Below are 16687 nucleotides of genomic sequence, written 5' to 3' on the forward strand. Positions count from 1 at the left end.
AGGCGAGCCTGCGGCGCGTGCGCTCTCGTGATGCTGAGAGGCCAGGCGCGCACGCCCGCGCGGCTGTCTCCACCGGAGCACGCGAGGCCGCGAGCGCAGACGTGGCGCGCAACGGGGACCTGGTCGCGCTGGTGCAGGCGGCGCGTCACGCGGCGCTGCGGCAGGGCGGCTGAAGACAGACGCCGGTTTGGGGTGGGTGGAAGGCTTCTGTTAGGTTGGGTGGGCCGTCTCCCTTCCCGTTGTCACCCCGCCCATGACCCAGCTTGTTCCTCCGCCGTCCGCTGACGCGGCGTACCGCGCCCTGCTCACGTCCGCGTCAGAGATGGGCGACCTGTGCGTGCTGGTGGAGTACCGCGCGCTGGTGGTGGGATTGGGCGCTCTGGGTTGGGCCGCGCAGCACTGGACGGGGGCGATGGCGACGCTGTGACTGCACCCGAAACGCCCACCCAGGTGGGCCCCTACCGGCTGGGCCGTCTGCTGGGAAGTGGAGGCATGGGGCGGGTCTTCGCGGCCCTCCATGCGGAATCCGGACAGGAGGTGGCCCTCAAGCTGCTGTCCCCTGCGTCCGCGGAGGATCCCCAGCTTGTCGCGCGCTTCCTGCAGGAAGCGCATGCCCTGTCGCGGCTCGACCACCCTGGAGTGGTGCGTGTCCTCGACAGCGGACGGACTGGCACCACCGCGTTCCTCGCCATGGAGCTTCTCCAAGGGCAGTCCCTGCGCGAGTGGATGAAAGAGGCCAGGGGCGACTTCCGTGGGGCCTTGGCACTGTGCCGTCAGCTCGCGAGCATCATGGTGGACGTTCACGCACGCGGCATCGTCCACCGCGACCTGAAGCCCGAGAACATCCTCCTCTGTCCGGATGACACGAAGGCCGTGGGCCAGAGGATGAAGCTGCTGGACTTCGGCATCGCCAAGCTGCCGCCCCGTGAAGCTGGGTCCTTGGACCCGACCCATGTCCATACGCACGAGTCGACCCTTATCGGCACCTATGCGTACATGGCGCCCGAACAATTTCGCAGCGCCGCGACCGTCGGGCCGCGCGCCGACGTCTACTCACTGGGGGTGGTGCTCTTCGAATTGCTCGCGGGCCGCACTCCCTTCGAATCGGCCGAGCCCATTGAGTTGCTGACCGCGCATGCGCAGCTAGAACCTCCTGCCTTGCGGCAATGCGCTCCAGGCGTTCCCGGGGCGCTGTCCGCGTTCGTGGAGACCCTTCTTGCCAAGGAGGCGGACGCGCGGCCCTCCATGGTGCGATGCCTGCAAGTCCTGGAGCAGCCCTGGACGCCTGAGCTCGACGTGTGCCCCATCCCAGGGCTTGCACCTTTCACCGAGTCCCACGCCACGCTCTTCTATGGCCGTGACGCGGAAGTGGCGGCACTGCTGGGGCTCCTGGAGGAAGCCCGCGTAGGGGCTCGACGCTGGATTCAGGTGGAAGGTCCCAGTGGAGGAGGAAAGTCCTCGTTGCTCCACGCGGGGCTCCTGCCCAGGCTGAGGATGTTGGAGAGCCGGGAGGGTGCTCGATGGCTCATCGCCACGGTGCGCCCGTCGGCGGCGCTGTGGGAGGGACTGGCCCAGGCTCTCGCGACGGCCCTTGCCTCCGTGGCGGCAGGTGCGTCAAAGGACGTCCTGCTTCGCGGTCTGGGAGAGGGACCTGCCGCGCTGCGGGACCTCGTATCGGCTAGGGCGCCACCCGGCTTCCTCTTGCTACTGGTGCTTGAGCCCCTGGAGGAGTTGCTCACGCTCGACGCGGCGGACCGGCAGGCCTTCGATGGATTGCTGTCCGAAGCTCTGCTGGGGCACGACGTGCCACTGCGCCTGCTCACGGCGGTTCGCGGGGATTTCCTCCACCGGTTGGAACAGCAGCTGCCCGCGCTGGCCCGGAGCCTTCCCGAAGCTGTGCGCTACCCACTGCCACCCATGGGGGAGCCTGGCCTCGCGCAGGTCGTCCACGGCCTGTCACGGCACGCGGGGCTCCAACTGGAAGGGCCGCTGGCCTCGCGGATGGTGGAGGACGCCCGTGACGAAGGCGGACGCCTGCCGCTGCTGAGTCATGCGCTGAGAGGGCTGTGGGGGCTGCACGCGGAAGGTCCCCTGACGCTCGCGCATTACGACCGCATGGGCGGCGTGGGCGGAGCGCTGTCCCGGCAGGCGGAGGGCTTGCTGGACGCATTGGGCTCGGAGGGGCGGGAGCGCGCGAAGTGGCTCCTCCTCGACCTGGTGCAGGTGGGCCGGGGCGTACCCGACACACGGCGCCCTCGGTCGCGGCAGGAGGTGCTCGACGCGGCGGGAGGAGACAGGCTGGCGGAAGAAGTCTTCTCGCGGCTGTCGGGGACCGTCCCGGGCATGGAGCCCGGGCCCCGTCTCATCATGCTCTCGGGCGATCCAGAACCGTCGCGGCAGCGGGTGGACCTGGCGCATGAGACGTTGTTGCACCAGGTCCCCTCGCTCGTGGGCTGGTTGGACCGCGAGCGGACGCTGTTGGAGCGGCAAGCGGAGCTGGAAACCGCCGCGAGTGTCTGGGAGCAGGCCCGGCATCCGGAAGACGGGCTGCCCACGGGCGCGTTGCGCCTGCACTACCAGGGGGGCACGGACGCGTTGGCGGAAGGAAGTCCCCAGTCGAGGCGCTTGAGTCCACGCGCTGTGCGCTTCCTGAAGGCCGCACGCAGACTGGAGCAGCGACATGCGCGGACGCGGTGGATGTGGCGCGCCTTCGCGACGCTGGCCCTCCTCCTCATCCTCTTTTCCGCGGTGCGTTCGGAGCAGCAGCGGAGGCGAGCGGAGGCGAGTCTGCGGGGTCTCATCACCTCCACGGATGACTTCGTGGATCAGGTGGACTGGAGGCTCAGCTGGCTGCCCTTCACCCTGGAGCCCCGCGAGAAGATGCTGCATCGCTACGAAGAATTGCTCTCCACGCTGCCCGACTCCGAACGTGAACAGGCGGCTGTCCGCCTCACGCGGATCAAGCTCTTCCATCGGCTGGGGGACATGGCGTACATCGATGCCCGCCTGTCGGATGCGGAGGACGCACTGGACAAGGCCCTGGAGGAGTTGCGCGCCGGGCAGGCCCTCCACCCGGACGACAACGACCTGCGGAAGCAACAAGGGCTCAACGACTCGAAGCGGGCCAAGGTGGCCTGGGCACGGGGTCGCTGGGCGGAGGCGCGAGGCCTCTTGGAGGAGTCGCTTGAGCTGCTGAAGCGCTCCGACAACGGGAAGGACCCGGAGGACTCCCGGCGCAGTCTGGCGGTGAGCCTGGCGGAGGTGGGGGACCTGGACCTCGCGAACCTGCGGCTGGCGGACGCCGTCGAACGGTACGGGGAAGCCATCGAGCTTCACGCGCGGAACCCCGGGTTCTACAACAGCGCCCTCCTCGCCGAGACGCTGGCCGTCCGGGGGGCGGCCCTCCGGATGGAAGGTGACTTCGCCCGGTCACGGGTGGACCTGGAGCGGGCACTGCGCCTGGCACGTGACTGCGTCCGCGCTGATAGGGGAAGGCAGTACTTCCAGTGGGTGCTGACCCGGAGCCTGGTGGGACTCGCCGCACTCGATGCCGAGGAGGGACACGCAGAACACGCGCGGGAGCATTACGAAGAGGCCCTGACGTTGGGTCAGCAACTTCGACAGGGAGAGATGCCTAGCAAGCGCTTCGCCCTGGTCCTTCTTCAGGCCCTGTCAGGGTATGAAACCTGGGCGCGAATGCAGGCCCAGTCACCTCTGGAGCACAAGCTCCGGCAGGAGCGCTGCGGTCTGGCGAAGGAGTTCCAGGAGAAGGACCCCGAGGACATGAGGTTCCAGGCCGCAGGCTGCTCCTGAGCGATGCAAGGAAACGAATGAGTCCGGAACCGCAGGAGCCGTTGTCGACGCTGCCCACCACCGAACTCATCCATCGGGCACGTGATGGCCAGCGCGAGGCCTTGGAAGAGTTGCTGCGCCGCTACCAGGTGGTCCTGCGAAAATGGGCGCGAGGGGCCATCAAGCCGGACGCTCCCGGTGGGGCGCGTCCCTCCGATGTGGCCCAGGACGCTTCACTGGCGGCTTTCCGGCACTTCCTGTCCTTCAAGGGGGCGAGCCAGGCGGAATGGACATCGTGGCTTCGGAAGGTCGTGACCTCCAAGGCGAAGATGAGCCGTCGTCGTGCCAACGGAGCAGCGCGGAACTCGTCGGGCAACGTCCCCCTGGACTCCCTGGGCGAGGCGCAGGAGGTGGCCTCGGCCAGGAGGAGCCCGAGTCAGGTCACCGCCCACCGGGAGGAATGGCGCCGGTTGCTGGTGCACTTCCAGGGCCTGCCTGCGGACCAGCAGGAGGCGCTGATCTTGCGACGCCTGAAGGAGCTGTCAGTGGCGGAGGTCGCGGAGCGGATGCACCGAAGCGAAGCCTCCGTGGATTCATTGGTCCAGCGTGCAACCCGGACGCTTCGCGATCTCATGGTGGGGGTGGAAGCGGAAGCCGCCACGCCGGAAGCCCAAAGGATCCGCAACATGGCGGACGTGGTCCTGACCGGCTACTTGCGCCGATGTGAAACCGGGGAGCGCGTCACCCTGGAGGAGGTCATCCAGGAGCATCCGGATTGCGCGGAGGAACTGCGGGGGTTGCTCCACGGGATGGAGCAGCTGAAGGCTCTTTGGCCCGGGGAGCCCACCTGAGCAGGAGGAATGCGCCGCCATGCTGCCGTCGGGAACCCGGGTGGATGCCTACGTCTTGGAGGGAAGGGTGGCCATGGGCGCCACGAGCGAAGTGTACGCGGCCCGGCACGTGGCCCAAGACGAAGCAGTGGCCGTGAAAGTGCTGAGTCCCGAAGGGTGCGGCCATCCCGAGGTCGTCGCACGCTTCATCAACGAAGCCCGAGCCCTGATGGAGTTGAGGCACCCGCATCTGGTGCAGGCGCTGGCCTCGGGAGTCCTCCCTGAAAGCCACCAGCCCTTCCTCATCCTGGAGTGGTTGCCCCTGGACCTGCACCAATGGCTCCCCTTGGTGGGCGGTCGCCTCTCCGCGGACGAGAGTGCGCGAATCGTCGGCCAGCTGGCGTCGGTCCTGGCCATGTTGCACGCACGGGGGCTGATCCACCGCGACCTGAAGCCCGCGAACATCCTGATTGCTCGAGAGGGGAAGGCCGCACCGGAAGTGAAGCTGGCGGACCTGGGCCTGGCGAAGCATGGGGGGACGGCTCGCCCCATGGCCCGGCATGTCTCGACGGCGGGAAGCGCTGTGCTGGGGACCTGGGATTACATGGCCCCGGAGCAGTGGACGCGCTCCAAACAGGTCGGGGTCGAGGTGGACGTCTATGCCCTGGGCATCCTCTGGTTCCAGCTGCTCGCGGGACGGCTTCCCTTTCAAGGGGACGAGGAGCAGGCGTTGATGGCCCGGCACATCCTGCAGCCGCCGCCCCTGGCGCTGCTGGAGGGCCTTGCTCCTGCTGCGCACCGGGCGTTCCTGGCGCGGATGCTGGGCAAGGTGGCTTCGACCCGTCCCTCGTTGATGGAGCTCCAGGCGCTCCTGACGGCCTCGGGCGCATCTCCGGGCGAGGTTGGCTAACTGCGCGAAAGGACAGGGAACGAAAGAAAATGCACCGCGCAGCGATGGGTTTCGGGGGCTTTTCGCATCCTCTTTCCTGAAGGCGGAAAAGCCAGGAGGGGTGCATGGGGAGCGTGCGTCACGCCGTCGAGCAGTTCATCCAGTCCCTTGAACTGACCCGCGGCCAGAAGGACACCTGTAGCGGGCAGCAGACCCGATTGAGGCAGATATTGCAGGAGGGGCTGGGAGCCCAGACCACCTTCCTGTCCGGCTCCTACGGCCGCAACACCGCCATCCGGCCGCTGCACGACATCGACATCTTCGTGGTGCTGCGGGAAATCACCCTCTCCCCTCATGGAGGCGGGACACCGGTGGATGAGTCCCAGCACGAACTGCTCCTGCAGGTCCATGGTGTGCTTCGTGAAGCGTGGGAGAACAAGGAGCCGCCGCGCATCCAGCGGCGCTCGATCAACATCGGGTTCTCCGGCACAGGGCTCGACTTCGACGTCGTGCCCGCCTTCAAGCTTTCGGGGCGGGATGCCTTCCTCATTCCCGAGCGGGGAACGAACCGCTGGATCCGGACAAACCCGCGCCTGCATGCGGAGCGGTGCAAGGAAGCGGACCGGGTCGCTGGGCACATGCTCAACCCCCTCATCAAGGCGGTGAAGCACTGGAACCGGCAGCAGCAGTCCAGCCCGCTGCGCTCCTTTCACCTGGAAGCGATGAGCTACGGCGCCTTCCGTGCGCCTCCCGCCAACGGAGGCAAGCTGGAGACGCTCAAGGCCCTCTTCGAGCACCTGGCCGCGAGCGTACAGCGGGCCTGCCCGGATCCCGCGCACCTGGGGGAGGACGTGGATGCCAACATGAGCGCGACCCAGCGCATCGCCGCTCAGCAGTTGCTGTCCAGCGCGGCGACGCAGCTGGGGCACGTGCTGCGGGAGGAGAAGTCCGATCCCGCCCAGGCTCACAGTCGGCTGCGGAAGCTCTTCGGCAACGATTACCGGAACGACGACTGAGCCTCCGCGTCGCCCGTCCTCACGCTCCTGGTTGCCCATGAACATCCCCATCAACAAGAAGACGAATGCCCTCCTGCTGCGTTACGAGCACGACCGCGCGGTCAGCGATCCAGCGGCGCGAGCCGCCATCGAGCAAGCGGGGATGGAGGCCCATCAGTACGTTGAGAGCGTGGCGGTCCACGAACTGGACGCCGAGCGGAACGTACGCAAACAGCGTCCCCAGGACTGGGCAGGCGCCTTCGCGGAGAACGACCGCTTCGCCGAGGCGCTGATGCGCCAGGAGGCGGAACTTGGTGTGAATCACCTGGCCGTCCACCTGTTCCCCCTGGCGCCGTTGATGCTGGGGATGCACCTGGCTTCACGGCTGGACCGCCGGCCGCTGTGTGTCTACCAGCAGAACCCGAATGGGGACTGGTGGTTGGGCTACCAGCGCGACCAGGCGCCCTCGGAGGAGCCCTATTTCGAAGTGGAGGGGTTGCCGACAGGACCCCAGGGGGGGCGGGGTCACGTCGCGCTCATCATCGAGGTGACGCGCTCCATCCGTGGAAAGGCCGTCGCGCAGTTCAAGGAGCGGCATCCCTCGGCATTGCTGGCCACGGTCGTCTTGCGCCCCGTGCGCGGTGTGGCCCCGACCGCGTTCGAAGGGCCGGCACAAGCCGCGAGAGCAGCGCTGCAATTCCGGCAGGTGCTGGACACGCTCCACGAACATTTGGAGGGGTGCGAGTCAGTGCTGCTGGCGATGGACGGTCCTGGCTCGCTTGCCGCCGCGCTGGGCACCGCCATCAACCCGGAGACGCAGCATCCCCTGCGATTGCATCACTTCGACCAGGGAACGAGCACGTATGTCCCTGTTCATCTCCTGCGCCCGCGTCGCAAGGAGGAGCGACCGGCAGCGCTTCTGACGCCGGAGCGGATGAATGAAGCCACCCGCGTTCTGGAGAAGGTTCGGGATGTTCACCAGAGGCTGGCGACGTGGCTGCGGGAACCTGAACAGGCAGCGCTGGTGGACCGCATCCATGGGGCGGATTTCCTCGAGAGTCACATCGGTGGTGCTCCCGAGCTCTCCAGTGGTCCGCTCTATCGGCACGTGAATGGCTCCTGGAACTTCCATGCCGACCTGTTGCTCGGGCTGGGCGCCCTGCGTCAGTCGCTGGCATCCGACGAGGACTGGAATGAGTGCGTGCGCCTGCTGCTGGTCCACGAGGCCTTCCACGTCGGGCAGGGCGGGCTGACCTCCTACAACTACAGCGGGAGCGGGCGCACGGGCTTCGTCCTGGAGGTTGCGGACTTCGACGCGGACGCGATGGCTATCGAGGTGGCGCTGGCATGGCGACGGGCCAGGCGCGGCGGCGACGTCCGGGAGCAGGGGGAAACCCGGACGGTGGAACAGATTGTCTGGAACGTGGTGGAGAGCTTGCGCGTCTTCGAGCCGGTCCGCCCCGTCCTGGAATTATCCGAGCGCAGACTGCGGCGCTATCTCATCTGGTTTTTCCATGCATGTCGACTCTCGGCACTCGCCCGCAGGGCGAAGGACGCGCCTGGGCTGGGTTTGGTGACAATGGAGATCGTGGGCCTTTCGACCTTCCCGGATCCCGATGAGGAGTACGCGCAGCAGCGCATTCGGCTGGACCATTTCGAGAAGGCCACGCCGGTAGTGGTGGCTGTCTACTTCCAGCGACGACTGGTGCGTGAGGAGAACCACCGCGCATGGGTGGAACGCCTGTTCAAGGTGATTCGCGACTGGGAGTCGATGCCGCTGGATGAAGCACGCGATGCCGTGCGGCTCATCTTCGAGGAGTTGTTCAGCCGCCACCGCGCCCTCGTTGCATCTGGCTCGTAGGGACCTGCCTCATGGGCGAACAGAGCGCATCCCGGATGGAAGGCGACCGCTACCAGCACCTCTACAGTTGGTACGTGCTGCTGCCGTTGCTTGATGGGAACAGCCCCTTCGAGACAGCTTTCGTCGAGCACCCGGAAGCGGGCGCGGCGGATGACGTCACGCTGCATCCGCGTCCCGGCGCGGCTGTGACCCGCCAGTACATCCAGGTGAAGTGGCACGTGGACCATCGGGCCCTCTACACGTTGGAGGGCCTGATGGAGGGGGTTGGCCGGGGACGGTCGCTGCTCCAGAAGCTCTTCGCGGCCTGGAGGGTGTTGCGCGGTCAGGGGCCCGTGGAGGTGTGGCTGGTGAGCAACTGGCCCGCGGACCCGGAGCTGGGTCGATATCTCCAGGGGCGGGACTGTCGCCTCCTCGAGGACTTCTTCGCGGAAGCTCCGACCGGGGGATTGAAGGCGGCCCGGTCGCGATGGCTGGAGCACCTGGGAGTGGAGTGGGACGTCCTGCGCGCCTTCTGCGCGGATCTGCGGCTGCGCCTGGGCTTCGCGAGCATCGCGGAACTGGAAGAGCGCGTGGACGAGCGCATGTGCATGCGTGGGTTACGGCAGGGGCCGGAGCCCCGGGCCATCGCGCTGGATGGCATCCGGGAGTGGATCGAGGTTGGTGGCGAGGCCAAGCGGCTGGACCGGGCGAAGCTCCAGACGTTCATCCGGGACCGGGGGCTCCTGGAGCCGGAGACCGACACGCCGGGCGTGGGGCTGTGGATCCACGGATGGGCCCGGCGCCAGTGGCGCGGGCAACCGGCGGTGGAGCTGGATTGGACGTTGCATTTCGACCGGGACACCCGCGCGGTGCCAACGGAGTCGGTCTGGCGCGAGCAGTTGCTCCCAGAACTGCGCGACGCGCAGCGGCGATTGGCGTCACGGCCGACGGAGGCGTTGATCGACTTCAGGGGGAAGGTCCCCCTGTCGGTCTCGCTGGCCGTGGGCGCCTGTTTTCCAGAGGTGGCGGGTGACCGCTTCCGGGTGGAGCAGGCGACGCGGGGCGAGACGGTGCTGTGGCGCTCGGATGCGAAGCCGACACGGCGACAGCTCCATGGCACCGAGCGCGAGAGCGCTCCGGATGCGAGGGACCTGCTGGTGGTGTTCCAGCTCACGGGCGACGCGGGTCCGGACGTCGAGCGGTTCCTGGCCGGTCATCCGCGGCGGTTCCGTGCGGTTCTCGTGCTGGAGCCTGAAGGTGGGCCCCACGACGGCGCGGTGGGTTCGGACGGGGACGCAGTCGCCTTCGCGGTGCTCGCGCGCGAACGCATCCGCCAGGCCCGTGTGCGGTGGCGCACCGCCACCACGCACCTCATCCCCTACGCTCCGGCGGGCTGCTGCCTCTTCCTGGGACAGCGCCTCAACGCGATGGGGCTGGTGGTGGTCTACGAGCGCACCGCTGCGGGCGGCTACGTCCCCTTCCTGACCCTGGAGACAGGGTGATGTTCGTAATTCATTAGGAGAACACCATGCAGGTTCGACAAGCAGTTCATGACTTCATTTCCGCGCTCGAACTCACTACTGCCGAGAGGAAGGAGGCCAGCGACCAGCACAAGTTCTTGCGAGATGGACTTGCCAGCCGACTCGAGATTGAGCCTGACCTCTACCCATTCCTGACGGGTTCCTATGCGCGGAGCACGGCCATCCGCCCGCTCAAGGACATTGACCTGTTCTGCGTGTTGCAGCGCACGCCCTTACTCAACCCGGCCAGCAAGCCGATGGACGCACTGGAGACGGTGCGACGAGCGCTTGAAGACCAATACCGGGGCAAGACCGCCGACCCACAGAACCGCTCGGTGAACATCGAATTCTCCAACACGGGGATCGCCTACGACGTCGTCCCCGCGTTCCTCGACGAGGGCCACAGCGAGGTCTTCTGGATCCCCGACCTCCAGGCGAGGACCTGGATCCGCTCCAACCCACGCATCCACGAACGCTTGTCGGTGGACGCCAACGAGGCCGCGGGCCAGGAGCTCAAGCCCCTCACCAAGGCGGTGAAGCACTGGAACCGGCGACAGCCGGAAGGGGAGCGACTGAGGTCGTTCCACATCGAGGTGATGATCTGGGACGTGCTGGTTGCGAAGCCAGAAAACCGGCTGGATGGCCTCATCGAAATCTTCGAGGGGCTGGCTTCTCGCGTGCGCCTCGACACGCGGGATCCGGCGGGGTTGGGGCCGTACATCAACCAGGGCATGACCGACGCGGCGAAAACCGCCGCGATGACACGGTTGGGGCGAGCAGCCTCGACGCTGAGAGAGGCGAGAGAACTCGCGCAGACTGGTCACACGGAGCGGGCCCATCATCTCTTGTACGGGCTCTTTGGGGATCCCTACCCGGAGAAGGGAAAGCAGGAGCGCTCGGTCGTCACGGGTGTTTCGGCATCCTTGCCGTCCGCTCCGGATGGGCATGGCTCCAGGTTCGGGTAGACGCCGGTGGCATTCCCTGACAGTGACCGGCGGCGGTGGTTGAAGGAGTTGGCTGACCTTCGTCAGCGGCACCCTCACATCCTGCGGGTGGAGGCTCGTCCGGTGCCTTTCGTTGAAGGCATGGTCGATACCGCGGGCGGACCCAGGCGTTACCGACTCGCCTGGCCGCCGGAGTTCCCCTTGAGACCGCCCGTCACCTGGGAGGTGTCATCCGATGGCACAAAAGTCATCGATCATCGCGACCATGGGTACACGTTCCAGGACCTGAGTTTGTGCTTGTTCGCGCATGACCCTCAGCGGGGATGGCGACCTGAATTCACAGCGGGAGAGGCGCTCGATCGGCTCGTCTCGTATCTGGAGCAGGAGGCTCGCGGTGCGTTTCCCCGAGTCGAGGACATTCCCCTGACGACACAAGCCATCCGGGTCTCCGTGCCGCTGAGCATCTCGGCGGCGCTGCGTCAGGGGGGAAGTTGGGGCATGTTGATGGCGCTTGTTCGGGAGGACGGGCGACTGCTGCGTGTGATGAGCGTGGATGGAACCTCGCGCTCGCCGATCATCACCGGACCTCTTGAGGCCGGCTTGGGGGAGTCGTGGATCGCCGCGCTGGGGTTGAACCATCCGCGGGACGGCTTGTGGTGCCGGATCGACATGGCCGTGAAGCAGGTCCCTTCGTTGCGCCAGGACCTCGACAGCTGGCTTCGACAGCGGCTGCCGAACGAACAAGCGCGACGGTTGTTCATGGAGCAGGGATTGCTCCTGCTGGTGCTGAACGATGGGTTGCGATTCGTCCTCAGAAGGCCCCGAACCTCTTCGGACACACGCCCTGAAGAGAGGCTTCTCTATGTAAAGCCCTTCGAGGAGAACCTTGAAGAACGTATTTTTCGGCGCGTTGAGGAGCGCCTGGATGGAGGCGGAGGACTCCAGCGAGCGCAGGTCGCCATCGTCGGAGTCGGCAGTCTTGGCGGCAGTGTCGCGGTCGCACTTGCCAAGGCCGGCGTAGGGAGGTTCGTGCTCCTCGACCCGGAGGTCCTTGACCCTGAGAACGTGGCGCGACACGTGGGAGGCGTAGACGAACTCTGTTTGCCCAAGGTGGAGGTCGTGAGCAGGGCGATTCATCGAATCAACCCCGCCGCGGAAGTGGTCCCGGTGCAAGCTGCGCTCTCGTTGGATCCGGTAGGCTGGGGAAGGGATACGACGCAGCACCTCATCGAGGTGACACACAATCCGCTGGGCGTTGTCGCCTGCGCCACCGCCACGACCGAGGCGGAGAGCGTGGTCAACCATCTGTGCGTGACCGGCGAATGCCCCGGGATCTTCGCCGCCGTCTTGGGGCGTGCGGAGCACGGGCGGGTATTCAGGGTCCTGCCGAGGGTAACGCCCTGCTATCAGTGTGTGCTGAACGCGCAACATGCGGAGCCTGGTCGGTTTCCGCGCTTCGACCGTGCTGACATGGGTGTTCCCGCCTATCAGCAACCAGGACTCCCCGGGCTTGGGATGGACGTTGAGCAGGTCGCGCTGCTCACCGCGCGGATGACATTGCAGACGCTCGGAGAGCGGATCGCAGGCGGGCTCGACTACCCGAAGGCCCACGGCGATCACCTGATCTGGTCCAATCACGGAGGATGGGCAGTCGACGGTCCGCTTCAGGCGAGGGTGGAGCTCATTCCGCGAGACCGCGAATGCCCCGTCTGTGGGGATGGAGGTGAACTCCCCCTGGCCTTGGAGGAGGAGCAAGAACTGGCTGCCCTGCAAGTGGTCCGAAAGTGAAACCGCACAGGTTTTCGCCTTCCGTACCGCTTCCCTCCGTTCCAGGTCGTCAAGTCAGCCCGCCCTGATAGTCCCTGCCTCGAATGGCCGTGCGGAGGCTTCACGCAAGGTGAGGGGATCATCCATGAGCGGAAGGTGGGGCGTGGCGCTGTGTCTCCTGTCATGGGCCTGTCCTGACGGTGTGGTCGCACAGGAACAGCCGCCAACTGCGACCGCCCGCGAACTTGCCTCCACCTTTCGTCACGCCTCTCAGGCCGCGAGCAGCACTCCTCACCTTCAGGCCCTGGAGCTGGAACCGCCCAGCGCAGTGGAGGACTGGCACCTCCTGACCCGGCTCGAGGTGTCGACCCTTGCCCTGCTGCCTCGCGGAGGCAGCGGAACACGCGAGGGTTTCGTCCAGGTCGCTCCCGCGCTGATGCTGGATGGTGGCGCGGAGTTCGCCGTCAACCTGGGTGCGCCGGTGAGGCTGCGCCTGTGGGACGGCAAGCGGAACGCAGGCGCCTTCCGCCAGGAGGACTGGGACAGCCCGTCGGACTGGGGGCAGGTGGTTCGAGCCCTCAAACTGGGGTCAAACAAAGCCCCTTGGGCGCTGTGGATGGGGGCGCTGGAGAGCTACAGCCTGCTGTCCGGGCACCTGGTGCGGCGTTACTCCAACCGCATCAACCCCGACTACCACCCGGCGGGAGGCTTCTTCACGGGGACCCTCGGCCCGCTCTACGGGGAAGTCTTCGCCTCGGACGTCCTTGGCGCGCGGCTCTTCGGAGCGGAAGCCGAGGTGGACCTGGAGCACGTCCTCTTCGGCCAGCCAGCCCAAGCCGGACGGTACACGCTGGCCGTATCCGCCGTACACGAGGGTGGCAAGGAGGAGGGGACCTCGCCCCAGGTCACGCTGGCCCACCTGGATGGGACTGCGGTGGTGTGGACGCGTCCGGGCTTCGAACTGCACCTGCTGGCCGGCTGGGGAGGCCATCCCGGAACGGGTGGCGCCTGGGGCGCGGTGGCTGGAGTGGGGGCGGACGCGGAGACAACCAGGTTGAACGCGCGGCTGCGCCTGGAGGCGCGGCGGCAGCACGGAGGTTTCCGCCAAGGGGCCTTCGGCCCGGACTACGAACTGGCGCGCTTTCGCGCGGTGGGCACCTCCGGGCAGCCCCTGGCGGAGGCGTCTTTTCCGGAGGGTGCGTCTGTCTATGCTGAAGCCGATGTGGGCTGGGACGCGGAGCGGTTGGTGGGGAGGACGCAGCGGCATCTGACCTTCTCCTGGGCGGTAGAGGTCTTCGCCTGGGGACGCGTGGACACGGACGGACGCCTCGCCCTCCAGCTCTTCGATCGGAACCTGGAAGTCGCCGTGAGCGCGCTGGGAATGGGCCTGGGACGGCAGGGGGCCCGCTACCTCGTGTCCGGAGACCTGCGCTGGCGCTTCGCGGGGAGGCTGTACGCGCTGGGGCAAGGAGGAACGCTGTTGTTTCCGGAGGCGGACGGAGCGCTGCGTCCGGGCGCCTACGCGTCTCTGGGCGTGGGGGTGGACAATGCGCGCTGAGGTGCTGCTGTTGAGCACGGTCCTGCTCCTCACGGGCTGTGCTTCCGGGCACCGCGGCATCCTGAAGCAGGGCTCGGCGGCAGCCCTCGAGCCGAGCGGGACCTCACGGCTGCGACGGCATCACTTCGAGCGCTCGCTGGATACGGAGGCCGCTCGGAGCCCACGGGACCAGGTCGCCGAGCGGGCCTTCATCCCCGGCCCCCCGGAGGCAGATGCCTTCGAGCACCTGCTGGTGCTCGCGGGGCTGGACCCCTGGGACGAGCTGCCCCTGCGTGCATCCGCGCTGACGCCGACGCAGGCCGCGCGATTGTTGTCGGTATTGCTGAAGAAGCCCGTGACCCTGGGCAACTTCCCGCCTCGTATGGGTGCGAGCCTGCTGCTGCGCGAGGTGCTTGAGGGTGACAGCGTGTCGCGCGAAGAACTCCTGCGCCGGATGACCCGGCTCGAACGGCTCGCGGTGCTGAGGCCCGACGGTTGTCTCGCGTGGGTCATCAACGGACGCACGCAGCAGCGCGTGGGGCCGGTGGAGTGGAAGGACGGGGCCTTCGTTGCGTTGGGCTTCGAGTTGGGGCGCTTCTACGTCGACACCGGTGGCGTGTTCCGACCGACGGATGCGCGGCTCCATCCCGTGTTCAATGGGTTCGTCGTGGAGGTGTACGACGACGCGGACATCCTCGGCCGGTCGCTGGACGGCGCCGCGGACGCGTTCTTCGAGCTGGCCATGTCCATCGGGAAGTTCTTCACCTCCCCAACGGACAGCCTCCTGGCACTTCAACATCTGCCAGAGGGCATCGCCGCCCTCGTCGCTTCCTCTCCCGAGTACCTGGAGCGCTTCACCTCCATGACGCGAGGAGAGCAGGTGAGGGCTGTCGCGAAGCTGTTGACGACCCTCTACGCGGGAGGCGGTATCGCCAAGGGCTCTACTGTCGCCCTGACCACGGCGACGGGAGGAGTAGAAGCCATGCTCCCCGTGCTGTCCCTCACCGGCGAGGGGGCTCTGGTGATGGAACGCGTCGCCGTGCCCGTGGGGCGGATGGCCACTGCGGTCGGAGCAGGCGTGGGCGGACTCTACGTCCTGTCGGGCGCCAGCTCCGCCACGAATGGCGGTGCTCCCGGTATCGCGTCCGACGTGGCGGGAAGTTACCGGAACGTGGAGATTGTCGATTCCCGCGGAAACCCGCTGGGAGAGTTCGATGAGATCCAACCCGGAATGTTCATCGAGGACAAGTCGGCCAGGAACCTGGATGTCTTGCATCCCAGAACGGGACAGCCCATGCAGACCGCCGAGCAATGGGCCGCGAAACAGATCTACGAAAAGACGACGGTTCGGCTCAGGAACCTTATGACCCAGGCCAGCGCCACGCGCCCTGCCGTTGGAGGGCCTCCCAAGGTGCCTCCGCTTTCGGAGCTGAAGAAGTATCGAAGCATCCTCTTCAGGATTGAAGACGGAAGTCCTGCGCTGAGAGAAGCCGTGTCGAAGCAGCTCGCACGCCTGGCGCAGGAAAACCCGGGCTGGTCCTTCACCGCGACGTATGGTCCGTGAGCGGGTTCGCCCAAGGAGCCGGAATGTCGATCTCCATCCTCATGAAGCAGCTTCCGGAAAGCGTGACGAGCGAGGAGCTGGTTCCTCTGGCGACCGAGGAGGTCTTCCTCCGGTATTGGGTTCCCGGCTGTGAGGCTCTTGGGCTGCGGTGGGTGCCCCTGTTCAGGACCGGCGTACCCCTCCAGAAGGGAGACCTCGGTCCGGTGCTCACGGAGCTGCGCGCGCTTCGTCAGTGGATGGAGGAGCAGCCAGGCGAGGGCACAGTCGCCGTGAGGCCCAGGTTGGACGCGGCAATGATGATTCTTGAGCGCGCCGTTGCCCTGCCAGGGGCGGATATCTTCATCGGGTAGTGGGACGCCTGTAGTACGAAGCACTCCCCTTTCACGGTGACGCTGTGCGCCTCCTCTCGCTCCAGGTCCAGGACTTCCGCAACCTCCCGGCGGTGCAGCTCGCGCCCAGCCCTCACGCGACCATCGCCGTGGGCCAGAACGGGCAGGGGAAGACCAACCTCCTGGAGGCGCTCTACTTCCTCGCCACCCTCAAGCCCCTGCGCGCGGGCCGCCTCTCGGAGCTCGTGCGCTGGGGCGCCTCCGCCGCCCGCGTCACCGGCCGCTTCCTCCTCAAGGGCGCCGAGCGTGAAATCTCCGTCGAGGTCGGCGGCGGCACCCGCCAGGCCCTCGTGGACGGCAAGAAGGCCTCCAGCCTGGAGGACTACTTCGGCGGGGTCTCCGTCGTCGCCTTCACCCCGGACGACCTGGAGGTCATCAAGGGCGGCCCCGACGCGCGCCGCGCGTTCCTCGACCGCGCCGTGTTCAACCGCTTCCCCGCCTTCCTCAAGGAGAGCCGCGAGTACGCCCGCGCCCTCAAGAACCGCAACCGCCTGCTGCGCGACGGCGCCACCGTCGACGCCGCGTACCTCGACGCGTACGACGAGACCCTCGCCCGCTCAGGCGCCCGCCTCTACGCCCGCCGCCGCGCGCTGATGGCCGAGCTCGCGCCCCGCGCCCAG

The 16687-nt window shown here is 67.2% G+C and carries 13 protein-coding genes; all 13 read left to right on the forward strand.

Annotated elements, in window-relative coordinates:
- Nucleotides 1-253 precede the first annotated feature (253 nt).
- Nucleotides 254-427, forward strand: a complete 174-nt coding sequence (locus ACLEQD_RS17980; protein WP_410385548.1) for a hypothetical protein — start codon at nucleotides 254-256, stop codon at nucleotides 425-427.
- Nucleotides 424-3813 carry a protein kinase domain-containing protein gene (locus ACLEQD_RS17985; protein ID WP_410385549.1) on the forward strand — a complete coding sequence of 1130 codons (3390 nt, stop codon included), beginning with the start codon at nucleotides 424-426 and terminating at the stop codon, nucleotides 3811-3813. Before ACLEQD_RS17980 ends, ACLEQD_RS17985 begins: the two co-directional genes overlap by 4 nt.
- A 41-nt stretch (nucleotides 3814-3854) precedes the next feature.
- On the forward strand, nucleotides 3855-4643 hold the full coding sequence (locus ACLEQD_RS17990) for a sigma-70 family RNA polymerase sigma factor (protein WP_410385550.1): 789 nt from the start codon (nucleotides 3855-3857) through the stop codon (nucleotides 4641-4643).
- 19 nt (nucleotides 4644-4662) lie between these two features.
- Complete coding sequence (locus ACLEQD_RS17995; protein ID WP_410385551.1) at nucleotides 4663-5532, forward strand: serine/threonine-protein kinase; 870 nt, start codon at nucleotides 4663-4665, stop codon at nucleotides 5530-5532.
- Between the two features lie 104 nt (nucleotides 5533-5636).
- Entirely contained in the window at nucleotides 5637-6527 is an 891-nt protein-coding gene (locus ACLEQD_RS18000) for an SMODS domain-containing nucleotidyltransferase (protein ID WP_410385552.1), read from the forward strand.
- A 37-nt stretch (nucleotides 6528-6564) separates the two neighbouring features.
- Nucleotides 6565-8367: an SAVED domain-containing protein gene (locus ACLEQD_RS18005; protein ID WP_410385553.1), complete on the forward strand. Its 1803-nt coding sequence runs from the start codon at nucleotides 6565-6567 to the stop codon at nucleotides 8365-8367.
- Between the two features lie 11 nt (nucleotides 8368-8378).
- Complete coding sequence (locus tag ACLEQD_RS18010) at nucleotides 8379-9848, forward strand: SAVED domain-containing protein (RefSeq protein WP_410385554.1); 1470 nt, start codon at nucleotides 8379-8381, stop codon at nucleotides 9846-9848.
- 26 nt (nucleotides 9849-9874) lie between these two features.
- Entirely contained in the window at nucleotides 9875-10831 is a 957-nt protein-coding gene (locus tag ACLEQD_RS18015; RefSeq protein ID WP_410385555.1) for an SMODS domain-containing nucleotidyltransferase, read from the forward strand.
- 102 nt (nucleotides 10832-10933) lie between these two features.
- Entirely contained in the window at nucleotides 10934-12598 is a 1665-nt protein-coding gene (locus ACLEQD_RS18020) for a HesA/MoeB/ThiF family protein (protein ID WP_410385556.1), read from the forward strand.
- Nucleotides 12599-12722: 124 nt separating this feature from the next.
- On the forward strand, nucleotides 12723-14135 hold the full coding sequence (locus ACLEQD_RS18025; protein WP_410385557.1) for a hypothetical protein: 1413 nt from the start codon (nucleotides 12723-12725) through the stop codon (nucleotides 14133-14135).
- Nucleotides 14125-15678, forward strand: coding sequence for a hypothetical protein (locus ACLEQD_RS18030; RefSeq protein ID WP_410385558.1), 1554 nt, complete (start codon nucleotides 14125-14127; stop codon nucleotides 15676-15678). Before ACLEQD_RS18025 ends, ACLEQD_RS18030 begins: the two co-directional genes overlap by 11 nt.
- A 23-nt stretch (nucleotides 15679-15701) precedes the next feature.
- The gene (locus ACLEQD_RS18035; protein ID WP_410385559.1) at nucleotides 15702-16028 is read left to right on the forward strand and encodes a hypothetical protein; all 327 of its coding nucleotides are present in this window, start codon (nucleotides 15702-15704) and stop codon (nucleotides 16026-16028) included.
- A gap of 44 nt (nucleotides 16029-16072) precedes the next feature.
- On the forward strand, nucleotides 16073-16687 hold a 615-nt coding region (gene recF / locus ACLEQD_RS18040), incomplete at its 3' end, for a DNA replication/repair protein RecF (RefSeq protein ID WP_410385560.1).

Source organism: Corallococcus sp. 4LFB (assembly GCF_046520365.1).
GTDB lineage: Bacteria > Myxococcota > Myxococcia > Myxococcales > Myxococcaceae > Corallococcus > Corallococcus caeni.